The 23,843-nt window shown below is 67.1% G+C and carries 20 protein-coding genes and 1 tRNA gene; 5 read left to right on the top strand and 16 right to left on the bottom strand.

Annotated elements, in window-relative coordinates:
- Positions 1-158 precede the first annotated feature (158 nt).
- Positions 159-464: a hypothetical protein gene (locus TEF_10150; GenBank protein ANK81116.1), complete on the top strand. Its 306-nt coding sequence runs from the start codon at positions 159-161 to the stop codon at positions 462-464.
- Positions 465-549: 85 nt separating this feature from the next.
- Here TEF_10150 and TEF_10145 read toward each other — a convergent pair whose 3' ends face one another.
- From TEF_10145 to TEF_10115, 7 genes are all read right to left on the bottom strand, one after another.
- The gene (locus TEF_10145) at positions 550-993 is read right to left on the bottom strand and encodes a hypothetical protein (GenBank protein ANK81115.1); all 444 of its coding nucleotides are present in this window, start codon (positions 991-993) and stop codon (positions 550-552) included.
- Between the two features lie 61 nt (positions 994-1,054).
- Positions 1,055-1,462 carry a hypothetical protein gene (locus tag TEF_10140; protein ANK81114.1) on the bottom strand — a complete coding sequence of 136 codons (408 nt, stop codon included), beginning with the start codon at positions 1,460-1,462 and terminating at the stop codon, positions 1,055-1,057.
- Between the two features lie 248 nt (positions 1,463-1,710).
- Entirely contained in the window at positions 1,711-2,079 is a 369-nt protein-coding gene (locus TEF_10135; protein ID ANK81113.1) for a hypothetical protein, read from the bottom strand.
- A gap of 81 nt (positions 2,080-2,160) precedes the next feature.
- Complete coding sequence (locus tag TEF_10130) at positions 2,161-6,132, bottom strand: hypothetical protein (protein ANK81112.1); 3,972 nt, start codon at positions 6,130-6,132, stop codon at positions 2,161-2,163.
- Positions 6,129-9,812 (bottom strand): hypothetical protein, encoded by a 3,684-nt coding sequence (locus TEF_10125; protein ID ANK81111.1) that lies wholly within the window; start codon positions 9,810-9,812, stop codon positions 6,129-6,131. Before TEF_10125 ends, TEF_10130 begins: the two co-directional genes overlap by 4 nt.
- 258 nt (positions 9,813-10,070) lie before the next feature.
- Complete coding sequence (locus TEF_10120; GenBank protein ANK83407.1) at positions 10,071-11,321, bottom strand: hypothetical protein; 1,251 nt, start codon at positions 11,319-11,321, stop codon at positions 10,071-10,073.
- 151 nt (positions 11,322-11,472) lie between these two features.
- Complete coding sequence (locus TEF_10115; protein ID ANK81110.1) at positions 11,473-12,129, bottom strand: hypothetical protein; 657 nt, start codon at positions 12,127-12,129, stop codon at positions 11,473-11,475.
- A gap of 451 nt (positions 12,130-12,580) precedes the next feature.
- Here TEF_10115 and TEF_10110 point away from each other — a divergent pair, with 451 nt between their 5' ends.
- Positions 12,581-13,306, top strand: coding sequence for a hypothetical protein (locus TEF_10110; protein ID ANK81109.1), 726 nt, complete (start codon positions 12,581-12,583; stop codon positions 13,304-13,306).
- A gap of 99 nt (positions 13,307-13,405) precedes the next feature.
- Here TEF_10110 and TEF_10105 read toward each other — a convergent pair.
- The 7 genes from TEF_10105 to TEF_10075 form a co-directional block, all read right to left on the bottom strand.
- Positions 13,406-13,481, bottom strand: a tRNA-Thr gene (locus TEF_10105).
- Positions 13,482-13,574: 93 nt separating this feature from the next.
- Positions 13,575-14,576, bottom strand: a complete 1,002-nt coding sequence (locus tag TEF_10100) for a hypothetical protein (GenBank protein ID ANK81108.1) — start codon at positions 14,574-14,576, stop codon at positions 13,575-13,577.
- An 11-nt stretch (positions 14,577-14,587) separates the two neighbouring features.
- On the bottom strand, positions 14,588-14,875 hold the full coding sequence (locus tag TEF_10095) for an antibiotic biosynthesis monooxygenase (GenBank protein ID ANK81107.1): 288 nt from the start codon (positions 14,873-14,875) through the stop codon (positions 14,588-14,590).
- 50 nt (positions 14,876-14,925) lie between these two features.
- Complete coding sequence (locus tag TEF_10090; protein ANK81106.1) at positions 14,926-16,341, bottom strand: hypothetical protein; 1,416 nt, start codon at positions 16,339-16,341, stop codon at positions 14,926-14,928.
- A gap of 3 nt (positions 16,342-16,344) precedes the next feature.
- Positions 16,345-17,838: a hypothetical protein gene (locus TEF_10085; protein ID ANK81105.1), complete on the bottom strand. Its 1,494-nt coding sequence runs from the start codon at positions 17,836-17,838 to the stop codon at positions 16,345-16,347.
- A gap of 4 nt (positions 17,839-17,842) precedes the next feature.
- Positions 17,843-18,571: a hypothetical protein gene (locus tag TEF_10080; protein ANK81104.1), complete on the bottom strand. Its 729-nt coding sequence runs from the start codon at positions 18,569-18,571 to the stop codon at positions 17,843-17,845.
- Positions 18,568-19,506, bottom strand: a complete 939-nt coding sequence (locus TEF_10075) for a hydroxymethylbilane synthase (GenBank protein ID ANK81103.1) — start codon at positions 19,504-19,506, stop codon at positions 18,568-18,570. The genes TEF_10080 and TEF_10075 overlap by 4 nt, the downstream gene beginning before the upstream one ends.
- A gap of 54 nt (positions 19,507-19,560) precedes the next feature.
- Here TEF_10075 and TEF_10070 point away from each other — a divergent pair, with 54 nt between their 5' ends.
- The 3 genes from TEF_10070 (at position 19,561) to TEF_10060 (ending at position 22,051) form a co-directional block, all read left to right on the top strand.
- Complete coding sequence (locus TEF_10070; GenBank protein ID ANK81102.1) at positions 19,561-20,619, top strand: tRNA N6-adenosine(37)-threonylcarbamoyltransferase complex transferase subunit TsaD; 1,059 nt, start codon at positions 19,561-19,563, stop codon at positions 20,617-20,619.
- Entirely contained in the window at positions 20,616-21,608 is a 993-nt protein-coding gene (locus TEF_10065) for an ATPase/protein kinase (protein ID ANK81101.1), read from the top strand. The genes TEF_10070 and TEF_10065 overlap by 4 nt, the downstream gene beginning before the upstream one ends.
- 89 nt (positions 21,609-21,697) lie before the next feature.
- Positions 21,698-22,051, top strand: coding sequence for a 50S ribosomal protein L28 (locus TEF_10060; GenBank protein ANK81100.1), 354 nt, complete (start codon positions 21,698-21,700; stop codon positions 22,049-22,051).
- Positions 22,052-22,133: 82 nt separating this feature from the next.
- Here TEF_10060 and TEF_10055 read toward each other — a convergent pair whose 3' ends face one another.
- Positions 22,134-22,850 carry a hypothetical protein gene (locus tag TEF_10055; GenBank protein ID ANK81099.1) on the bottom strand — a complete coding sequence of 239 codons (717 nt, stop codon included), beginning with the start codon at positions 22,848-22,850 and terminating at the stop codon, positions 22,134-22,136.
- Between the two features lie 9 nt (positions 22,851-22,859).
- Positions 22,860-23,621, bottom strand: a complete 762-nt coding sequence (locus TEF_10050) for a dienelactone hydrolase (protein ANK81098.1) — start codon at positions 23,619-23,621, stop codon at positions 22,860-22,862.
- Positions 23,622-23,843: the final 222 nt, after the last annotated feature.

Genomic DNA, 23,843 nt, shown 5'->3' with positions numbered 1-23,843 from the left:
TCGACAAGCGTCCGCTTGCGGATTACGCTGCGGAAAGCAAGGCAATCGGCGCGCTCACGAATAGCGGTGTTCGGCGAACTCGATTGGCGGTTGTAGCGGACTTGCAGCGTGACCTGCTTCGCGTACGCAGATGATCCATTGATCCGAGGGACAGAAAAATGCCGGTCTCCCCGCTCGTAGCCGATCTGGAAAGGGCCCTGGACTTGCTGAGCCAGGTCGACGAAAGCCGATTGGGTTTCTCGCCCAGCCCCGAAGTGTCCAGCGACGTCCAGAAGCTGACGGGGGTCACGCAGTACCCTGTCGATTCCCACCGGGCCAATGTCAGGGCGCGGCTCCAGGCCGTCGTCAAGGCGGGCGACCAGCTGCCGGCGCGAAATCCGAGCGCCTATGTTTCGAAGCTGATCGTCGAATGTGTCAGGCTGTCCCCGTCGAGCGACGACTGGATGCACAGCCCCAGCGCCTGACAGGGGCGCCGGCGACTGGTGATCCTTTTCGCGCGCCGGACCGGACGAACGGTCGAATGCGCGAACAGCGAAACGGCTCCCCGGCTCAGTTCCGGCCCTGACCCTTGCGCTTGCGCATCTCTTCCTGGTTCATGTCGCCCTTGCCAGCGCCCTGACCCTGGCCCATGCCTTTGCCCTGGCCCATGCCTTTACCCTGACCCTGGCCTTGGCCCTGGCCCTGGCCCATGCCTTTACCCTGGCCCATGCCGCGTTCCGCGGGCGGCGTCTCCGGCAGTTCGACGCCTCGTTCGGCGGCGCGCTGGCGAATCCGTTCGTGATGCTCGGCGCGGACCTGCTCGCGCTCCGCGTCGGTCGTCGCGGCGCGCATGCGGTCCCGGTGCTCGATGCGCTCCTGTTCCGTCATGAGCTGGCTGCCGAAGATCGGCGCTTCGTCGCTCGTGCCTGACTGGGCCATGGCGGTGGCAGCGCCCAATGACAGGGCGGCCGTCAGAAACGCCGTGCGAATGATCTGAAGGGTGGTGGTTTTCATCCCGTAGTCTCCAATACTGGTGGGATGGATCCGCCATGCCGGGACTGGCAAGGGCGGCGTGTCAGTGGTCGTCTTCCTCGCCGTGGCCGGTCAGGATGCCGGCACGCACCGACTCCGCCTTGGCGGCGAGCGCCTGGGTGTCGGCCTCGCTCAACGCCGGCACGCCGAGAATGGTGTTGATCGCCAGCACACGGTCCGCCGTCACCGGAATGGTCTTGTCGGATGCGCCGCCGAACAGGATCGCGGCCAGATCGAGCGTGGTCACCGGCGTGACGCCGGGCGGGACCGCACCCGTCTTCATCAGGTCACGATAGAGCCCGATGTTTTCAAGAGGCGAATCGATCCGGTCGACATTGTCGTAGTCGTTGGCCACGAGGGCGGCGAATTCCTCCGCCGACATGCTGTAGAGGGCCGCGCGCTCCGCCGTCAGGGACGGCAGTTGCCGCTTCCCCCTGCGCCAGCAGGACATCGCCGACCATCTCGGCCTCAGCACCGAGCACGTGAACCGCGTATTGAAGGAACTGCGCGACAAGGAACTGGCGCAGATCAGCGAACGTCGGCTGACGATCCCGGACACCCACGCCCTGGCTCGCCTGGTGGACTGGGACGACGCCTACCTGGCGCCCCGGCCGATCTTCTGAGGCGCCACCGCGCCCCGACTCCGGGCAGCGCCAGCGCTACATCGAGGACTCGAAGCGGAGCAGGTCAGCGGCTGTTTCAGACCGCCGAAAGGATATTCCTCAGCTTCGCGGCGCGCACCGGCTTGGGAATGATCTCGCGCATGTCGAGATTGGCGATCTGGCCGATCTGGAAGGCCATCTGGCAGATTCGGGCGTCATAGCCGCTGAATATGAAGATGCCGGACTTGCACTGTCGCTGCGCCAGCGCCTGCAGCAGCTCCACCCCGTCGGTTTCCGGCATGGTCAGATCGAGCATGATGACGTCGGGCCGGTGCTGATCGAAGCAGCGCAGAAACCCGGCCGCCTCGGTTTGCGTGTGAACCTCGTAGCCGAGATCCTCCGCGACCTTCCGGACGAAATGCCCGATCCCGGGATCGTCGTCGATCAGAAGAAGTTTCTTCGTCATCAAATGCTCCTGCTTCCCAACGCGGAAAACGATACGAACGCCAGACACATGCGGGGCCTACGGCGGAACTCCGGGGATGGTTCAGCCATTCCCGCACCTTCCTTCGACGGCCTCGCGGAGGGCGCGCGCCAGCTGCTCCTTGCGATAGGGCTTGGCAAGGATGCGGGAGCGGATGGGGCCATCGCCATTGACCTCCACCACGTGCCCCGGATAGCCGGACGTCAGCAGCACGCGGACCGCGGGAAAGCGGTGGTGGATCAGGTTTGCGAGAGCGAATCCGTCCATCCGCCCGGGCATGATCACGTCGGAGAAGACCAGATCGAATCCCGACGGGTCGGCTTCCAGCATGTCCAGAGCCGCGTCGGCATTCGGACTCTCGCTGACGCGGTAGCCGAGGGAAGAGATCGACGCCGTGACCGCGCGGCGGAGATTGGCGTTGTCCTCCACGACCAGAATGCGCTCCCCGCTGCTGGCAGGCCCGTCGGCGGGCGCCCCTCCGGCCTGTTCAGGGAAGGCGACCTGCTGCGACAGCGCCGGCAACAGGATGCGCACATCGGCGCCGCCCCCGGGCCGGTCCAGCAGGTCCACCTGGCCGCCCGACTGGCGCACGAAGCCATAGACCATGCTGAGCCCCAGACCCGTGCCCTGCCCCGGAGGCTTGGTAGTGAAGAAGGGTTCGAAGACCTTTTCCCGGATATCCTCGGGGATGCCAGGGCCGGTGTCGGTGACCCCGATCTCTACATACTCGCCTGGCCTGGGACCCCTGGCCGGAGCGCCAGTGGGGACTTGCAGACGCCGGGTCGTGATGGCCAGCGTGCCGCTGCCACCCATGGCGTCGCGCGCGTTGGTCGCCAGATTGACAATGGAACTGTCCAGTTGCGCCGGGTCGATGCGCACCTGCGGCAGGCCGCTTTCCAGATGCACCGAAACCGTGATCGCCTCACCCAGCATCCGCCGGATCAGCTTCACCACGGCCTCTACCCGGGCGTTGATGTCGGTCGGGACCGGCTGCAGCGGCTGGCGGCGTGAAAAGGCGAGCAGGCTCCGGCTGAGTTCCGCGCCACGCTCGGCCGCATCCAGCGCCGTGCTCACCAGAGTCTCCGATTCCGGACCAAGCTCGCCGGATTCCGCGATCAGGTCGAGATTGCCGATGATGACGGCAAGGTAGTTGTTGTAGTCGTGAGCGATCCCGCCACTCAGATTGCCGATGGCCTCGATCTTGGTGGACTGGGCCAGTTCGCTCTCCATCCGCCGCCGCTCGGTGACGTCGCGCACGGCAGCCGCAGTCAGCGCTTCATCGTCGGTGCCGATCGGGGCCAGGTTGATCTCGACAGGAAAGATGGAGCCGTCCTTCCGGACCGCCGCCAGACCCGGACGTTCCGCGGCCATGCGCCGGTTGCCCGGTTCCAGGGAGAAGTTCCGGCGATACCCGTCGTGGATTTCGCGGTATTCCGGCGGCACCAGCATCTCGACGGGTTGCCCGATCATCTCGCTGCGCCGCCAGCCGAACAATACTTCGGCGTGGCGGTTCGCATAGGCGACGTGGCCGTTGCCCTCCACCATGACCAGCGCGTCGGGCGCGAACTCGAACAGATCCCTGTACTTTCGGGCGTTGCTTTCCTGGGTCATCTGGGCGCCCACGGCCACGGCGAACAGCTTCAGCGCCGAGACCGTGAATGCGGTGTCGGTCAGCGGCGTTCGGAACATGACGAAGATGTTGCCGAAGGTTTCTCCCCTTTCGTTCACCAGAGCCGCGGCTGCATAGGAACGCATGCCGAGTTCCCGAGCTACCGCGAAGTCCGGATAGCGCTCCGCGAGCCCGTCCTCGATCAGCAGGACGTCCCCGGCCTCTCCCGAAAGCAGTTCGGCGCAGGGCGTACCGCGGGTGGCGAAAACCGCGTCCGGCTCGGCCATTCCGTCGCGCACCATGGCTACGGTACGGATTTTCGTCCGATCTCGGCCGGTGACCCTGGCGACAGTGGCGGCGTCCGCACCCAGCAGCTCGGCAAGGCGCTGCGCGGCGGCGCGCGGATACTCGGCGCCAGTCAGCCGGGCCAGATCGACCGACAGGGTTTCCATCACCTCTTCGGTCCGTTTGCGCGCGGAGATGTCGGTGACCGCGCCAATGAACCCCGCCGGCCCCGGTCCCCCGTTGCGGATCGGGACAGCCTGCCCGATGACCCAGGTGGTCCCGCCGTCAAGCCGGCAGTAGCGATATTCCTCCTGGAAACCCCCGCCTGTCTCGATGGCGCTCTGCCAGGCAGCATCGATTCGGGTGCGGTCGTCCGGATGAACGCCGGCCAGCCAGCCACGCCCGTTCGACTCCTCTTCAGTCAGACCCGTAAGCGCCTGCCAGAGCGCATTGGTAACCTGGCAGTTGCCTTCCACGTCCGTACGGAAGACGCCGACAGGCGCCACCTCTACCAGCGAGGCGAACAGGCGGTCCTTCTCGGCGGCCTCCTCTCGAGCGCGTCGCACTTCCGTGACGTCGTCATGGGTGATGACGACGCGCAACGGGCCGTCCGAGGTGAACCGGCTGACCCGGCAGAGAAACCAGAATGTGCCTTCCGGCGCGGCGCAGGGATACTCCAGGGAGAACGTTTCACGTGCGCCGCGGATAACCTCCCTGATGCCCTGGGCGGCGGCCCGCGCATAGACCGCATCGTCGCCATCGGCGCTGGCGGCTTGATCGCATATTTCCAGGTAGTTCCGATCGTGTGTCGGCGCCGTCAGTCCGCGGCTGCTGCCGAAATCACGCCAGGCAGCGTTGGAACTGACGATGCGGCCGTTCTCGTCCAGCACCGCGACATTCGCGCCGATGGAATCGAGAATGCCGCGGCTGAACCGCTCGCTTTCGACAAGCTGCGCCGTACGCCGCTCCACGCGCCGCTCCAGTTCCGCATTCATGTCGCGCATCATCCGCTCGGCTTCCCGGCGCTCGGTGATGTCGATCGTGTGGACCAGGACAAGATTCGGCGGCGCATATGAGAAGGTGAACTCGATGCGGCGCAGCCCGGCTTTCCGGCGCGGGCGGTAGTCGCACTCGCGACGCTTCGCCTCGCCCGTGCGCAGACAGGCCAGCACTTCCTGGGTCAGGTCCGGCCGGTCGGCGAAGACCCGCTCCGGCGACAGACCGACCAGCGAGGAGACGCCGCCCTCCGTCGCCTCCAGCGCCGCTTCGTTGTAATCGATCAGGGCGCCTTCGCCGCCGTCGAACCGGAAGACGTAGACCGGATGCGGCGTGTGGCGGAACTGCGCCTGAAAGCGCGCCTCGCTCTCGCGCAGCAGCTCGTCCGCGCGCCGTTCCTCGGTGATGTCCTCCCAGTAACCCTCGATGAACAGGAATTCCCCGTCCTCATCACGCACCGACCAGATGTTCTGACGTGCCCAGCGGCGCTCACGTCCGCGATGGCGGTAGACCTCGCATTCGAAGCCCTCGACCTGCCCCGTTGACATGACCTGCTCCACGACGCGCAGGCGGTCATCGGCGTTGACATAGATTTCGGCGCCGATATCGCCCACGGCATCAAGCAATTCCTGTTCACTGTCATAGCCGTGGAACCGGCACGCGGCGGGATTTGCCGAAAGGAACCTGCCATCGGGCAGGGTGCGGATGATCGGCGTGAAGGAGCGGTCCAGCAGTCGGTCGCGCGACTGGTGCAGCTCCCGTTGCAGGCGAGCCTTGCGCAGCGCTGTCGCAATGGTTGCGTGAACCTCGCGTTCCTCGAAGGGCTTGACCAGGTAGCCGAAGGGCTCGGTCTCCATCGCCCGGCGCACCAGGGCGTCGTCGGAATAGGCGCTGAGAAAGACGACAGGCGTGCCCGAGGTGCGCCGCAACTCCAGCGCCACATCCACGCCCGACATCTCGCCGGCCAGCGAGATGTCCATCAGCACCACGTCCGGTTCCGCCGCCGGGATCATCGCCAGCGCTTCCTCGCCCTTTCGGGCGGCGCCGACCACGTCGTAGCCCAGCCGCTGCAGGCGATCCTGGATCTCCATGGAGATCAGCGCCTCGTCCTCGACGACGAAGATGCGGCCGCTGGTCCTGCTCAACGCCGGCACTCCTTCAGCGGGAAGGTGACAGTGACGTGGACGCCGGTGCCCGCGCTCGTCGTCAGCACCCCGTCGATCTGCTCGACGAGAGCATGGACAACACGCCAGCCGAAGGACTCGCTCTGCGCCGGGTCGAGGCCCTCGGGCAGGCCGACGCCGTCGTCGGAGACGACCATCTCGCCGGTTCCGTCCCCACTGTCGAAGGTGACGGATATGCGGCCCGCCCGACCGCCGGGGAAGGCGTACTTGAACGCATTGGAGACGAGTTCCGTCACCACCATGCCGAGCGGCAGGGCGATCTCGATCGGCAGCAGAACGGCATCGCCGCCGACATGCAATGAAATGTCGGGGTTGCGGCTGCGGTACACACGCGCCAGCTCGGCGGTGAGCGAGGTCGCGTACTCTGCGAAATCGACCTCCGCCAGGTCGGATGAGCGATAGAGGCGCTCATGGACCAGAACCATCGCGTTCAACCGATTGCGGATGTCCTGCAGACCGGCGACGCTTTTCGCATCGGTCAGTCCCTGACCCTGAAAATAGAGCAGGCTGGAAATGATCTGGAGGTTGTTCTTGACCCGGTGATGGATCTCCCGAAGCAGGACTTCCTTCTCGTGAAGGGAGGATTCGAGTTCAGCCTGGGCCTTGCGCAGCTCGGTGACGTCCTGCACCGTGCCACGCGTCAGTTGCGGTGCCCCGTCCTTGCCGTAGACGGTTTCACCGCGCTCCTCGACCCACTTGACGCGACCGTCGGACAGCAGGATGCGGTGCACGAGGTGGTAGGGCTTACCCTGCTCGACTGCGTCCCAGTAGGCTTGGTGGACCATGTCCCGGTCTTCGGGGTGGAGATAGGAGAGGAAGCTCTCGTAACTGACCTCCGTCTCGGCCGGGTCGGCTTCGAATATCCGGAAAATCTCGTCCGACCAGGCGAGCCTATTGGTGCGGATGTCCAAAACCCACGAACCCAGCCGGGCGATGCGCTGCGCTTCGTTGAGCCTGTCGACCAGTTCCCGCACCGCTTCCTCGGCCTGATGCTGTTCGGTTATGTCCTGCACCGTGCCGCGGGATTTCAGGGGTTCGCCGTTCTCGCCATAAAGGGTTTCGGCCCGCTGCTGCACCCATTTGACGCGCCCGTCCGGCATCACCAGGCGGTGCACGGCCGCGTAGGGCTGCCGTTGCCGGACAGAGGTCTCGTAGAGGTCGCGTACGCGCTGCCGGTCGTCCGGATGGACCGTCTTCAGGAACTCTTCGTAGGTCGGCGGGGTCGTCCCGGGCTCGACCTCGCGGATGCGGTAATTCTCTTCCGACCAGCTCAGCTGGCCGCTGGGAATATCCAGTTCCCAGGAGCCCAGCCGGCCGATCCGCTGGGCCTCGCGCAGCCTGTCGGCCAGTTCCTCGACCGCGATCGCCGCCTCCTTCGATTCCGTGATGTCCTGCATGGTGCCGCGCGTCAGGAGCGGAGCGCCGCTGTCGTCGAACAGGGTTTCGCCCTGGGCGCTGATCCAGCGGACGCCACCGCAGGGCAGCACGATCCGGTGCCGGGTCTCGAACGGCGCCGCCGTCTCGATCGCGCGGGTGAAGCTGCCGAAGACCTGCTTCTTGTCCTCGGGATGGACTGCGCGTGCGAACGCTTCAACCTCGTTGAGCTTCGTGTCCCGCGGGAAGCCGAAGATGTGCTTGAGCTCATCGGACCAGAGCCATCTCGACCGCGCATGATCGTACTCCCAGGAGCCCACACGTGCGATGCGCTGGGCCTGGGTCAGGCGATCCTCGCTGCGCGCATGCGCGCGCTCAGCGAGTTTCTGGGGCGTGATGTCGACGACGGTCGACATGATCGCCCGCTGACCGTCCCAATCGATGTCGGCGGCCTGGCTCAGCAGCCAGACGGGCGAGCCGTCCTTACGCCGGCCGAGAAACTCCTGAACCGGCGGGTTCCTTTGTCCTTTCATTCGCCGCCGACGCAGCGCCGCCACACGTTCGACTTCAGTATCGTCAAGGATCGCGTCGAGACTCGCCAGTTCCAGGACATCGTCAGCCGACCTGTAGCCGAGCATCGCGGCAGCCTGCGGGCTGGCATAGAGCGGACGGTGGTCGAGACCGTAAACGAGGATTCCCATCGTGCCGCTCTCCACGAGACCGCGGAAGCGCTTCTCGCTGACCGCGACCGCGCGTTCACTTTCGACGCGATCCGTGATGTCGTTCGCCGCGCCGCGATAGCCGTTGAAATTGCCGGCGGCGTCGAAGATCGGACGCCCGTTGCACAGAAGGTGGCGGATTACGCCGGCTGGATCGCAGATGGTCAGCGGCATGTCCCGATAGGCTTCCTGCGCCTTGATCCTGTCATGAATGGCGTCCCATTCGGCCTTCCGGGTTTCCGACATGCCGGTCGGTTGCAGCCTGCTGTAGGGCATCCCCAGCGCATCGCTTGCATCGATGCTCGAAATCTCGGTGCGACCTGTGGCGACGAAGCTGACCCGGAGATCCGAATCCAGCTCCCACAGCCAGTCAGAGGATTGTTCGGCGAGATCACGGAAGCGCCGCTCGTTGTAGCGAAGTGCGTCCTGGATCAGGTGTTGCTCCGAGACGTCGCGCAGGATGCCTTCCAGAGCGACGATTTCGCCGTCCTTTCCCGGAACCGCCGTGCTTGACTGCTCGATCCAGCGCACGCCGCCGACAGGATCGACAATGCGGTAACTGAGCCGCGGCGCAACCTTCCCGGCGCGGATGTTGGCCCATTCGCGTTGGAAATAGTCCACCGAGTCCGGATGGATGATCCGCGGAATCAACTCCGGATCTTCGATGAAGTCATCGGGATCGTAGCCGAGGGTTTGCGCCGCAGAGGGGCTTACATAGGTAAACCGTCCGGAGGGGACCGACATTCGGAAGAAGGTGTCCTGAGCATTTTCGACGAGGCTGCGGAAGCGCATCTCGCTTTCTTCCAGTTCCCGGCGGGTGCGGATACGCTCGGACACGTCGACACCGGAGCCCACGACACCGACGATGCGATCGTGCTCGTCGCGATAGGGCGCGAAGACGATCTCAAGGGTCGTGAACTCGTTCTCGCGCAGCCGCGTCAGGAATTCGTCGCGTACCGTCATGCCGGTTGCCGCCTGCGCCAGAGCGTTCCGCAACTGCTTCATCGCCCCCGGCGACCAGGACCACCACCAGGTCTCCCAGAACGGCTTCCCGATCACGTCCTCGCGTTCGAGGCCTGAAACTTCGAGCGGCAGGCGGTTCGCCTCGACCACCGTGCCCTTCAGATCGAACAGCCCGACATAGGAAGCCAGGCTGTCCAGCAGCCCCTTGAAACGCTTCAACTCCGCCGCGCTCATCGCCCGGTCCGCCTCCCGGGCCGTGACATCGACGCCGATCGCCATCAGAACCCGCTCACCCTCATTTCCCTCGGGCAGAGTGGTGTCGGACCACTCGATCATCCGTTCATGGCCGTCCGCAGTCAGTATGGGGTTGACGTTGCCGCGGGTGGGTTCCCTGCCTTCCCAACCCTGACGGAAGAGCGCGCGGACCCTGTTGCGCTCTCGGGACGGCACGAATGTGTCGAACCAGTCGCGGCCGCGGACTTCATCAAGCTCCAACCCCGACAAGCGCTCCAGAAAGGGGTTGATGTAGTCGATACGGCCGTCCGCCTTCAGCACCACGACGATCGCGGGCAGTTCGGTCAGCAACGACGTCGAGAAGCCGCCTCTCCCCTGCTTCGCCCAACTCATGCGTTTCCGCACCTGGCAGCGACGGCCGAGGACCGGCGTCTTTCGGCCGGTGGGGAAGGAGGATATGGCTGGTGAACGGGACACACTGGAAAAAAGCAATCAACGACACGCTTTATACTACGCAGCGGGTGTGTGCATTCGGGCAGCAAACTTGTCGCACTGGCGCTTCCGGACGCGCGGCTGCCGCCGTCCGGTGATGCTCGGCATTTCCCATGCTCAATCCTTCCTGCCGAGGAAGCTGTCGATCTCGCTGCGGAGCCGTTCCGCATTGCGCGCGAGTTCGCCGGCGGCGTCGAGGACCTGCCGGGCTGATTCTTCCGTGGAGAGCGTGGCCTGAGAGACCGTCTCGATGTTCTTCGTGACATCCTCGGTACCCGTCGCTGCTTCCTGGACGTTGCGTGCAATGTCGTCGGTCGCCGTGCGCTGCTGTTCCATGCCCACCGAGACCGAGTTCGAAATCTCCGACATCTTCCGGATGGTGCCGGAAACGTCGTCCAGCGACTTCACCGCCCCCTCTGAACCGGACTGGATGGCCTCGATCTGCCTGGTGATCTGTTCGGTGGCGCTGGCGGTCTGGCCGGCGAGCTGCTTGACCTCGTTGGCAACGACGGCAAAGCCCTTGCCGGCCTCGCCGGCGCGGGCGGCCTCGATCGTGGCGTTGAGCGCCAGGAGATTCGTCTGCGCGGCGATGTTGTTGATCAGTTCGACGATCTCGCCGATCTTGCTGGCGGTTTCCGCCAGTTTCGCCATGACCGAGCCGGTCTGTTCCGCTTCCTCGACGGCCATCGTGGCGATCTTCGCGGACTCGGCCACCTGGCCGGTGATCTCGGCGATGGAAGCCGCCAGTTCCTCCGTGGCCGAGGCAACAGTGTGAACGTTCATTGACGCCTGCTGGGATGACGCGGCGACCACGGAGCAGCGCTCCGAGGAGCTGTTCGCCGCATCGGACAGTCCGGTCGCAGTCGAATCCAGCTCCGTGGCGGCGGAGGCCACGATGTCCACGACCTCCTTCACGCGGTTCGCCATTTCCACCTGGTCGGTGATGACGGACCACGAGAGCATCGGGCCCGCATAGCCGCCGTCCGCGTCCCGGATCGCCGACACCTTCAGATCGAGATGCTCGTCGCCCAGGCGAATGCGCGCCTGCCATGGCAGGTTCGCAGGATCCTTCAGGATACGCCGCTGATGCTCGGGGTTCTTGTGGAAGACATCGATGGACGCGCCCACAAGCTCGTCGGCCTTGATGGAGATCAGATGCTCCAGCCGACGGAGAGTTTCCAGACTGGTCCTGCTGGCGTAGGTGACCGTGAAGTTCTCCGGCTCGCACATCATCACGTTCAGCGGCAGGGCATCGAGCATCTGTCGGTACCGGTCGCGTTCGACCCTGATCGTTTCGTAGTCCTCGGCTGCCTCCGGATCAGCCGGCGGACGGCCGGCGCCGCCCTTCGCGCCGCGGCGGTAGATCATGTTCAGCATGACGGGTTCCTTCGACCTGATTTTCCATGTCGAAGGATGTCCCGCCCCTCTTGCGCTGAAAATTTGCCAGAGGACCTATCGGAACACCGGACTTGCGCCTATGCCCATCGGCCTAGGGAAGTGCGCCGGTCGGGCATGACGTCTATGTCCCGGGTTCGCTTCCCAAACCGTACCGGTCGCGGGCGATGGCGATGGCCTCGGTGCGGTTGGTGGCGCCGAGGGCGTCAAGGATGTTGGAGACGTGAATCTTGACCGTGCCGACGGACAGGCCGAGTTCGTAGGCAATCTGCTTGTTGGCCTTGCCCAGCGCGATCATGCGCAGCACGTCGACCTGCCTGGGCGTGAGCGGCAGAGCCGGAGACACTGCCGTCGCCGGGCCGCCCGTCCCGCTCTCCTCGTGCATGGACTCCAGCGCAGTCAGCGGCACGTAGACACCACCGTCGAGCACGAGGCGGATGGCGGCCATCAGAGTGTGGCCGTCGGCGCTCTTCGGAATGAAACCGTCCGCGAGATCGGGCAGGATGATCCGCACGATCTGCGCGTTCTCCAGCGCCGAAAAGACAAGGACTCTTGTCTGGGGGCAGCGGGCGCGCAGCATCTGCAGTTCCCTGCGCCACTCGCCGTCCGGCATCTTCAGGTCAGTGATCACCAGGTCGGGCGGCCCGCCTTCGGAATACACGCTCTCCAGGCAGCGATAGCAGTCGGCCTCCACGATCTCGGCGTCCGGATAGGCCTGGGAGAGCCGCAATGTCAGCCCCAGACGCACCATCTCATGGTCGTCGGCGACGACCAGTCTCATCCTGTGGGTTCTTTGGCCGGCCCCGGCCCCGGCAGGGCGCGGCATCATCGCAGACATAGATTGCCCCCTGCAGCCCTCGGCTTGGTCCTGCTCATTCCGAGCTTCCAGATATCCATGATGATGATTTTATACTTGGATGAACAGGTCGTTAACCCTGTCCACCAAAGGTTTTGCTCTTCGATTGTCTTCCGTCTCGAAGGCGGATCCTTGCAACTCGTCAACGGACCGGCGGTCGTTTTCGGTGAATTGGCTTGCGGGCAACGGACGACAGTTTGCATGAGGGCATATATCCAGTTTCAGAGGCGACGAGGCGAAGACTCTTTGCCAGAATACGCAGCGCTCCGGTCGCGCTGACGCGCGCTTCGTACGCTGCCGGCCGGGGCGCGGTTCACCGGTCCGTCCATGTCAGGCGGCGGCGTTCAAGGATCGGCAAAGCAGCGTGAAAGAAGGCATGTACAAGCAGTTCAACGAGTCACGTCTCCTGGCCGCGGCCGGCCATGACCTGCGCCAGCCATTGCAGGCGATGCAGCTTTTCGCCAGTTCGCTATCGGCCTCGCCCATGGAGATGTGCAGGGAGATCGGCCGCAACATCGAGTGCTCGGCGCGCGAATTGGGCTACATGTTCGACGTTCTGTTCGACATGTCGAAGCTGGAAACGGGCGCCATCGAACCGGAAATCGTCTCGACGCCGCTTGCCGCAGTGGTCGCACAGGTGATGGACGAAATCGGTCCGGCACTGGCGGATCATGGCGTGGCGCTGCACACCGATTTGCCCGAGGTGCATGCCTTCACGGATGGCGCACTGCTGGGCCGGATGCTGCACCATTTGTTGCAGAACGTCGCCGTCCACGCGCCGAACGGGAACGCTGTGGTGCGCGCCGGGATCGAGAACGGATGCCTGGCTCTCTACGTCGAGGACGACGGTCGCGGTATTCCAGCGGCAATGCGTCAGGCTGTATTCGAGCCCTTCATGCAGGCGCCGCAGGAAGGTGAGCGTCCGCAGGGGCTGGGACTCGGACTGACCGTCGTCCGCCGGCTGGCGGATCTGTTGGGACATCAGGTCGTCCTCGGCTCTGCACCCGGCCGCGGCACGCAGGTTCGCGTGATCCTGGACGCAGACGAGGCGGTGGCGAGGACTTTCGGCGAGCTTCCTTCGGCTCGAAGGTCCCGGTCGTGATCCCCCCGCATTTTCGGCGGTCAGGCGATGAAAGCGGCGAAAACCGGGCCATTTCGCCGTGGATATGTTTGGAAAATTATTTATTTTCAGGAAGTTGAATGGTGCCGTCGAGTGGACTCGAACCACCGACCTACTGATTACGAATCAGTTGCTCTACCAGCTGAGCTACGACGGCGCCGGGCCGGCCTTTCGTGCCGACAGGGCCGCGTCTATAGCCCGGCGCGGCCTCCCGGGCAAGGGGCAGGTTGCCCCGCCCGTACGGGCTTGTTCAGGGCGTCAGCACCACGCGCCCGAGCGCCTTGCGGTCACGCACCTCGGCCCAGGCTTCCCGGAAGCTCTCCAGCGGCCAGGCGGCGTGGACGTGCGGGCGGATCGCACCCTCGGCCCAGAGTGCCTTCAGGCTGTCCATCGCCCGCTGCCGCACGGGCGAGAACCGCACCCGCTCGTCGTTCGGGCTCCAGCCCCAGTAGGTGCCCCAGTTGAAGCCCATCACCGAGATGTCCTTCACCAGCAGCAGGTTGACGCCGATCTCCGGGATCTCGCCGCCAGCGTAGCCGATGGTGAGCACCCGCCCGCCCCGGTCCAGCGCCCTGAGCGACTGGTGGAAGACCTGTCCGCCGATCGGGTCGTAGACCACGTCGACGCCCTGCCCGTCCGTCAGCGCCAGCACCTCGTCCTTGAAGTTCTCCGTACGGCTGTCGAGCACATGGTCGGCGCCACGGGCCTTCAGCCAGTCCCGCTTCTCCGCCGTCCCGGCCCGGGCGATGACGGTGGCGCCATGCGCCTTCGCCAGTTCCACCGCGGCCAGGCCGACGCCGCCCCCCGCCCCGTGCACCAGCACCCGCTCGCCGGGCTCCAGGCGGGCGCGCAGATGCAGCGCGCCCCAGGAGGTGCCGTAGGACGAGAGCAGCGGTATGGCTTCGGGAAAGTCCATGTCGTCGGGCATGCGGTAGACCTGCCCGCCCCAGATGGCGACGCGCTCGGCCATGCCGCCCCAGTCGACGAAGGACATCACCCGGTCGCCCGGCGCAAGACCCTCGACTGCGTCGCCGACGGCGACGATCTCCCCGGCCACTTCCGTACCCGGCGTGAAGGGCCGCGGCGGCTTGCGCTGATAGCGGCCCGAGACCACCAGGTTGGTGGCGAAGGACATGCCGACGGCGCGCACGCCGATGACGACCTGATCGGGCCGGGGCTCCGGCTCGGGCAGGTCGTCGGCGAGTTCGAGTTCCTCGAAGGGCCGCCAGTCGCGGCAGACGAGACCGCGCAAGTGTCTTCGTCCTACTCGGCGCCTTCCATGCGGGTGACGTCCGGCGGGCCGTCCATGAACGCGCCCATCTCCTTGCCGATGGTGCGGAAATGGTCGGAGGCGCGGTGCGCCTGCACGGCGTCCATGTCCTTGTAGGCCTCGAGGAACCTGTACTCGTTCTCGTTCTCGGTACGGAACAGGCGATAGAACAGGCAGCCCGGCTCGTTGGCGTTGACCGCCTCGACCAGCCGTTTGGCGGTGGCCTCGAAATCCGCGCCGGCGCCCGGCTTCGTCTTGATGGTGGCAACCACTCCGATCATCTCGATTTCCTCCCCTGAATGGATGACGGCGCGCAGACTATGCCAAGGAGTCAGCCGCCGGAACCCCGGTTTCGCGTGGGCGGGGCATCTTCCTCCGTCACGGCTTCCTCGATCTCGGCTTCGATCTTCGTCGGTTCGTGCTCGCGTTCCACCAGAAGCACCGCGTCCCGCAGCGGCTCGGCGGCGCGCCATTCCAACCCGTCGAAATGACCGCAGGACGGGCAGAGCGGCTTCCAGGCGGGGGCGATGGCGTTGCAGGCGCTGCATTGCCAGCGGCCGGGCGGCGGGGCGTCGGCCAGCCGGCCCAGCCATTCGCGCGCCTTCTCCGCGCCGCCTTCGCTGCGTTCGGCGACATCCACCATCAGACGGCAGAAGCGCTGGTCGACCACCGGCGCCCGGTCCAGCGCCGCGTAGGCGTAGTCGCGTGCGAGGTCGACCCGGTCGGCGTCCAGCGCCAGACGTCCCAGGGTGAGCTGGGTCTCGGCGTGGTCCACGTCCGCGGCGGTGATCTTCTCGAACCGTTTCAGCCGCGCTTCCGCATCCTCATCCGGGTGAAGATCCATGATCGCCCGGGCGATATCGGGGTGCTGCAGCCTGGACCAGCCCTCCCCCAGATGGCGCGTGGCCCGGCGTTCCCGGCCGGCGGCGGCCTGGAGGCGGCCCTCGACGACCACGGCAGGCACGTGATTCGGATCCTCCTTCAGGGCGTTCTGGGCGTAGGAGAGCGCGGATTTCAGATCGCCAGCCTCCTCCTTCTCCATCGCCAGGGCGGTATCGATCACCGCGTGCAGACGCCGTGCGGCCTCCTTCTCGTAGACCGCCGTGCGCACGCCGTCGGCGAGCGTGACCTGAGCCCCGCGCCAGTCGCGGGCGGCGGACTGCAGATCGAACAGCGCCCGCACGGCCCAGCCGGCGTCGGGCCTGAGCCGGTGAGCGCGGGCGGCAAGCTCCAGTGCGCGGTCGTGATCGCCGGCGCGCCCGGCCTGGATCAGCAGCCCGCGCAGGGCAACAAGCTCGGTTTCCGGCGTTTCCAGCATGGCCCGGAAATGGGATTCGGCCTGCCGGTCGTCGCCGGCGAGCTGCGCCGCCTGCGCCTTCAGCAGCAGCGCCATGGGCGGATTGGCGAGATAGCGGTCGGCCTGTTCGGCGGATTTCGTGGCGCGCCGCCAGTCGCCGGAGGCGATCGCGGCCATGCCCTCGGTCAGCGCCCGGTAGCCCTTCTCGCTGCGGTTGCCGCGCAGGAAGCCGCGGATACGCCCCGGTCCGGCGAGCAGCCAGCCGATCAGGCGGTAGATCAGCAGGATGACGCCGATCAGGATCGCCAGCGCGCCGACGATCACCGGGACCGAAGTATCGATCTGCCAGCCGCCCCATTGCATCGAAACGCGGCCGGGATTGTCGGCCAGCCACGCGGCCACTGCCGCCAGAGCGACGACGACGAGGAACAGAAGGATCAGGCGGATCATGGATCAGCCGTCCTTCGAGAGGTTCTGATAGACCGCCGTCTGCAGGCCGTCGATCGCCGCTTCCAGGGCGATCCGCCGCTCCGCCTCGGCTTTCCAGAGGGCCACGGCCTCGGCGGCCTCGCCGTCGAGCGCCTCAAGTTCCGTGACCGCGGCGCGCAGGTCGCCTTCGCGGACCCGGGCCTCGGCGCGGGCGACCACGGCCTCGACGCTGTCCCCTTCCAGTTCGCCCGTACGGCGCACCCGGACCACGTTGCCGACGCGCCGGAGCGCGCCGCCGATCAGGCTGTCGTCCTCGCCCGTGGTGGCGGCGACGACGGCGCGGCTGGCCACATCCGGGAACCGCTCCTGCAGGCTGGACTGCGCAGGCACACCGCCCGCAGCCGCCTCGGCGACCGCCGGATAGGCCGCCGGGTCGACGCCCAGCGCCGTGACGCTTTCCCATGCACCGGGGAACGGACGCTCGCCGGCGGCGGCGTCGCGCAGGCGGCCCATGGCGAGCACCAGGGCCGCATTGCGTGCCAGTTCGCCCTGTCGGGCCTCGCCGGCCGCCTCGGCCTGCGCCGCAATGTCGTTCAGGCGCGCCATGACGTCGCCTGTCTCCCGCTCCAGCGCGCCGGTCAGGTCCGACCGGACCGCCTGGATGCGGCTGTCGAGGTCTTCGGAAAGTCCCGCCTGACTGTTGCGCAACTCGTCCTGGCGCGCCTGCAGCGCAGCCAGCTCGGTGTTCAGATCGTCCAGCCGGGTCTCCAGCGCCGCCACCTGTTCGCGCACCTGCTGGCCGCCGCCGTCGCCGACGGTGACCGAAAGCGGCTGACCCTGGCTCTCGGGGCCGGCCGGACGGTCTTCCAGCGCCGACAGACGCTCCTCCAGCGTTCCCAGTTCGCCGAGCCGGTCCTCCAGTGCGCCGAGCCGCGCGGCCAGTTCGGCGGCGGGCTGCGCTGCATCCTCCGACGCCCCTGCCGCCTGCGCCGCCTCGAGTTCACCGGCGAGACCGGTCACGCGCTCCTGCAAGACGGCGAGATCGGACTGCAGTGTGGCAACCCGCGGATCAGGCGCCTGTTCCGGCGCCGCCGGGCCGGCCTCGGCCAGTTCCGTGACCCGCTGTTCCAGCTGGGCGAGGCGCTGGGCGCTGCCGCTCGGGACCTGCTGGACATGCGTCAGCGCGTAGACGCCGCCGACGCCGATGAGGGCCAGAACGGCCAGAATCCGGGCCAGGCCGTCCGAGCGTGGCGGCGGCGCCACCACGGTCTCCGTTTCCTCCGACCGATCGGCGGCGGGCTCCTCGTCGGCCGCCGTCTTCGCCGCGTCCTCGTCACGCTGTTCGCTGTCGGGCACGGAGACGGCTGCGCCTTCCATGCCGGCGGCCCGGACCTCGGCCGGAGTTTCCCGGCCAGCGCCGGCCGCCGTCTCGGTCCCGGTCTGCTTGTCGGATCCGGCGGGTCCGTCCGCCGCGGCTTCGGAGCCCTGATCGGACTTCTTCTTGTCGTCGCTGGTCATCTACTCACCTGTGTCGTTCGCTGGCGGCGTGACCGTCCACGCAGGACAGCAAGGCATCCTGATTCGGGCGGGGGGCGGATACAACCTCCCGATAGGGCAGCCGCCGCGCCATCTCCGCCGCACGGGGGCTGATGCAGAAGGCCACAAGACTCTCCGCCGCCGAGGTCAGTCCCATATTGTCCAGCACCCTAGCAAAGGCTTCCGCCGACCGCGGGGAGAAAAACAGCACCGCGTCAATCCGCCGGGCGGTCAGCGCCGCCGCCGCATCCGCGGAAATCCGGTCGTTCGCCACCGCGCGGTACAGCACTTCCCGCCGAACCTGGAACCCCGATTCCGCCAGCGTCCCCTTGAGATCGCCGGCGGTTTCGGCGCCTGCGGCGTGCAGGAGCGGACCCGCGGCGGGATCCAGTTCGGCCACTGCGAGGCGGGTGAGGTCATCGACATCCCCGTCGGCATCCCGCACGTCTGGAAAGCCGCATTCGCGCGCCAGCGCCGCCGTGCTCCGTCCCACTGCCATGAGTGGTAGGTCGCGACGCGAGGTGGCCGCCGCAAGGGCCCGGACGCCATTGCGGCTGGTGGCCAGCAGGGCCTGCACGTCCTGCAGGTCCAGCCCCTCCGGCGCCTCCAGCACGATATCGAGCACCGGCTCGATCAGAACCTGGTGGCCGCGGGCCTCGAGCGCCCGGGCCGTATCCACCGCGTCGAGGCGCGGCCGGGTGAGAAGGATTCTCAAAAGATCTCCGCGAGAAAGGCCGGCCCGGCGTCCCGTTTCAGTTGCTTTCCGGCGTCGTCGCCCATGCAAAAGGCGTCGGACACGGGCCCGCGCCGCTCGGTCGCCCGGCGGTCGCTGCCGTCCGGCATGACGATTTCGGCGCGCAGCCAGAGTTCGCCATCCGCCTGACGCAGGCCGAGCCCGGCAATGGGGGTGCGGCAGGAGCCGTCCAGCGCGGCGAGCATGGCGCGTTCGGCGGTCACCGCGTACTCGGTCTCGCTATCGTGCAGCGCGGCCAGCCGCGCCCGCGTCGCTTCGTCATCGCTGCGGATCTCGACGCCGACTGCGCCCTGGGCGACCGCTGGCAGCATCTCTTCGGGCTCGATGAGGGCGGTGATGCGCTCGGTCCGCTGCAGCCGGATCAGCCCGGCATTGGCGAGGAACGTCGCGGCGACCTCGCCCCGGTCCAGCTTCTCCAGCCGGGTCGCCACATTGCCGCGGAAGGTGATCACCTTCAGGTCCGGGCGGCGGTGAAGCACCTGCGCCTGGCGGCGGAGGCTCGCGGTGCCCACGACCGCGCCGTGAGGCAGACCGGCGATACCCTCGGCCACATTGCAGATGAAGGCATCGCGGGGATCCTCGCGCGGCAGCAGGCAGCAGATCTCCATGCCGTCCGGCAGGACTGTCGGCATGTCCTTCATGGAATGCACCGCCATGTCGATCTCGCCGGCGGCGAGCGCCTCCTCGATCTCCTTGGTGAACAGGCCCTTGCCGCCGATGGACGCGAGCGCCCGGTCGCGGATGCGGTCGCCGGTGGTGGTGATGACGACCACCTCCACCGCCTCGTCCGGCAGATCCGGATGCGCCTGATGGAGACGCCGCTTGACCTCGTTGGCCTGCCACAGCGCCAACGGGCTGCCGCGGGTACCGATCTTCATACTTGCTTGTCCGTTCATGGTTGGCGGTGTTACCTCCCCGCTTCCGCTATTGCCAGCGTCAAGGGCCGTCAGGTGACAACGATACTGGGCATCGAGACAAGCTGCGACGAGACCGCCGCCGCCGTGGTGCGCGACGACGGAACGATCCTGTCCAACGTGGTCTTCTCCCAGATCGATGAGCACGCGCCCTTCGCCGGCGTGGTACCGGAAATCGCCGCCCGCGCCCATGTCGAGAAGCTGGACGGCGTGATCGCCGCCGCACTGTCCGAGGCCGGGATGGGGCTGGCCGGCGTCGACGCCATCGCAGCGACGGCCGGACCTGGGTTGATCGGCGGCGTCATCGTCGGCTTCACCACCGCCAAGGCCATGGCGCTGGCCGCCAACAAGCCGCTGATCGCGGTCAATCATCTGGAAGCCCACGCGCTCACCGTGCGCATGACCGATCCGGTGGGATTTCCCTATCTTCTGCTGCTGGTGTCCGGCGGGCATTGCCAGATCCTGCTGGTCGAGGGCGTCGGCCACTACCGCCGGCTGGGCGCGACCATCGACGACGCTGTGGGCGAGGCCTTCGACAAGACCGCCAAGCTGCTGGGCCTGGGCTTCCCCGGCGGTCCGGCTGTGGAGCGCTGCGCGGCAGAAGGCGATCCGGCGCGCTTCGGCCTGCCCCGGCCGATGATGGGGAGGCCCGAACTGGATTTTTCCTTCTCCGGACTGAAGACGGCTGTCCGCCAGACGGCGGAGAAGCTGGGCCCCCGCCCCGCGCCGCAGGATCTGGCCGATCTCTGCGCCAGCTTCCAGGCTGCCATCGGCGACGTGCTGGCCGATCGTGTCGGGCGGGCGCTCGGCCGCTGCCGCGAGCAGGGTGTGGCGCCGAACGCCTTCGTGCTGGCCGGCGGCGTCGCCGCGAACCGGTATCTGCGGGGTCGCTTGCGGGAGACGGCGCGCGTCGGCGACATCGAGATGAAGGCGCCGCCGCCGAAGCTCTGCACCGACAATGGCGCCATGGTCGCCTGGGCGGGCGTGGAGCGGTTCCGCCTCGGTCTCACCGATCCGCTGGCAACTGCGCCGCGCGCCCGCTGGCCGCTGGACGAGACGGCCGCGCCCCTGCCCTTCGCCGGAGCGAAGTCATGAGCGCCCCCGATCTGGAGCAGATGGCCGACCGCATCGCCGACGGCAATCGCCGCGCCCTGGCCCGCGCCATCACGCTGGTCGAATCGAGCCGGGCCGATCACCGCACGCAGGCGCAGGAGCTTCTGGAGAAGCTGGTCGGCCGGGCCGGCGGCGCCGTCCGGCTGGGCATTTCCGGCACGCCGGGGGTCGGCAAGTCGACCTTCATCGAAGCCTTCGGCCAGCATCTGACCGCCGCCGGCCACCGGGTCGCCGTTCTGGCCGTCGATCCGTCGTCGAAACGCACAGGCGGCTCCATCCTGGGCGACAAGACGCGAATGGAGCATCTGGCACGCGACCCGAACGCCTTCATCCGGCCCTCGCCCTCTGGCGGCACGCTGGGCGGCGTGGCTCGGCGCACCCGCGAGACCATGCTTCTGGTCGAGGCCGCCGGCTATGACGTCGTGCTGGTGGAAACCGTCGGCGTCGGCCAGTCCGAAACCACCGTGGCCGAGATGGTCGACCTGTTCATGCTGCTGCTCTCGCCGGGCGGCGGCGACGAATTGCAGGGCATCAAGCGCGGCGTCATGGAACTGGCCGACCTGATCGTCATCAACAAGGCCGACGGCGATCTGCTGGCCGCTGCCAAACGGGCGGCGACGGAATACCGCGGCGCGCTCGGCCTGATCCGTCCCAAGACGCCGCACTGGCGCGCCAGGGTGCGGCTGGCCTCCGCGCTGAAGGGCGAGGGCATCGACGAAATCTGGCGCGACATCACGAAATACCGCGAGGCAATGACGGAAGCCGGCGCACTCGAACAGCAGCGGGCCGAACAGGCCAAGGCCTGGATGTGGCAGGAGCTGACGGACGGGCTGGTGTACGCGCTGACACGCGACCGGCGCGTGGCGGCGGCCCTGCCGGACTGGGAAGCGCGGGTGATGAGCGGCGAAGCGACGCCCGGCGCGGCCGCGGACGCGCTGCGCGCGCTGTTCCTCGGCCATTCGGAGACTTGACCGCCCGCGGCGGCTTCGCTAAACACCGCCGCTCGGTATTGCGGGACGGGCGACCGTCCCTTTATTTCGATCAGAACGGGAGACTAGACATGGCTCGGCGGTGCGAGCTGACCGGCAAGGGCGTGATGTCCGGCCACAATGTCAGCCACTCCAACATCAAGACCAAACGGCGCTTCCTGCCGAGCGTGCGGCGCGTGAAGCTCGGCTCCGACGCGCTGGGCCGGACCGTCACCCTCAAGATCTCGACCCATGCCCTGCGCTCGGTCGAGCACAACGAGGGCATCGACAACTATATCCTGAAGCAGTCCGACGCGGACCTGTCGCTGCACGCCCGGCGGCTGAAGCGGGAGATCAAGAAGGCCCGCGCCGAGCGCGGCGCGGCGGCCGACCTGACCCTGCCGGCGGAAACCGACGCGGAGGCGGTGGAGGAAGCCGCCACCTGATCCGGACCGGCGACGGAACGATTTCAAAGGGCTCCGGCGTGCCGGAGCCCTTTTTCGTTCGGACAGTGCCGTTTGGCCGCACTCAGCCGTCCGGCCCGGTCTCCGGGAACCACAGTGCCCGGCCACGTTCGACATAGGCCATCAGCCGCTCGTTCTCCCGCACCGCCTGACGGAGCGGACTGGATTCGTGCTCAGGCACGGCGATGTTCTGCAGATGCGCCCAGGCCGTTGCGTCCAGGGAGGTCGGGCGCTCGCCCATCATGAAATCGCGCCCGCCGAGCTGGCTGGCCAGCGCAGCCACGTCGCGCGCGCCGAATTCCATGACCTCCGCGCGGCTGTGCCGACCGAGGCCCTGGCCGTGCAGGTAGCCGCGGACCTGACGACGCGCCACGACCGGCACGATCGACCGGATCACGGGCGGCAACCCGGCGAAGAAACTCTTCCGGATGCGGCGGAACGCGTCGTCATCCATCCAGCGGCTGTAGACGATGACCCAGTAGAGCCGCTCCTCCACCATGCGCGCGAAAGCGTGAGCCACGGCCCGCTCGCGCTCATCGAGACCGGCGTCGAAGTCGAACCCGGTCCGCTTCTCGATCTCGTGGCGGATGAGCTCGGAATCACCGATCATCCGGCCATCCACCTCGATCGTCGGCAGCTTGCCCTTCGGCCCCTTGCGCGGATCGTTGACGCGGACATCCTGATATTCGAGGCCGGCCATGCGCAGAAGAACCTCGGCCTTGACGCAGAACGGGCTGGGGCTGGTCAGGCCGAAGGCGGACGGATACTGGAACAGCTTCATCGCGAAGCTCTAGCCGAGATTGGCGAGCAGGAAATCCTGGGTCCGGGCCCAGGCAAGCATCGCGTCCTGTGCGTCGTAGCGGGCCGTGGTGGGGTTCGCGAAGCCGTGCTGAGCGTCGTACCAGTAGCTGGTGACCTCCTTCCCGGCGAGAGCCATCTCGGCCTCGAACTTTCTCACCATGTCGTGGTTGATCCACTCGTCGTGCTCGGCGAAGTGCCCCAGCACCGGCCCCCTGAGTTGCTTCAGCGCCTCGGCCTCGCGGGCGACATTCCCGTAGTAGACCACCGTCGCGTCCACCGGCCGGGCGATGGAGGCGTTCAGCGACCAGCCGCCGCCGAAGCACCATCCGACCGTGCCCACCTTCCCGTTGACGGATTCATGAGCCTTCATCCAGTCGATCCAGCTGGCCAGCGTGTCGGTCGCCTGCGCGGCATCGACCTGCTGCATGTAGGCGCGCGCGTTCCCCGGATCGGTCGCCACCTTGCCGTCGTAGAGATCGGCGGCGACGGCGACATAGCCCATCTTCGCGAACTCCCCGGCCATGGCCTTGATCTGGTCGTTCAGGCCCCACCATTCGTGGATCAGCAGCATCGCCGGCGCCGGAGTCTGCTCCGGCATGGCGACGAACCCGGCGACGGTGCGGCCGTCATGCGTGGTCAACGCGGTTTCGCTGAGCGTCGCCGCAGCGGCGCGCGACAGGAGAGGATCGGCGAGGATGGCGGCCAGCGGCAGGGACGCGGCGCCTTTCAACACGGTTCTGCGAGCAAGCATGTCATGAGCTCCGTTCACGAATGGGACCGACGCAATGGTAGCCGGTTCCGGCGCCGGCACCACTCACGGGCGCGTCATTCCGCGCTGCAACAGAGGGCATCGACATACCGCGCATGCGTCACGCAACGCCTTGCAAGCGGCGCTGTTAAGAGCAGATTCAGTTTGGCAGTGCACAATTCGCGGCCTGTAACAAGATTGACAACTACCGGGTGTTGTGCGGTG

This window comes from Rhizobiales bacterium NRL2 (assembly GCA_001664005.1).
Taxonomy (GTDB): Bacteria; Pseudomonadota; Alphaproteobacteria; order Minwuiales; family Minwuiaceae; genus Minwuia.
This window is presented reverse-complemented; position numbering and strand designations above follow the sequence as displayed.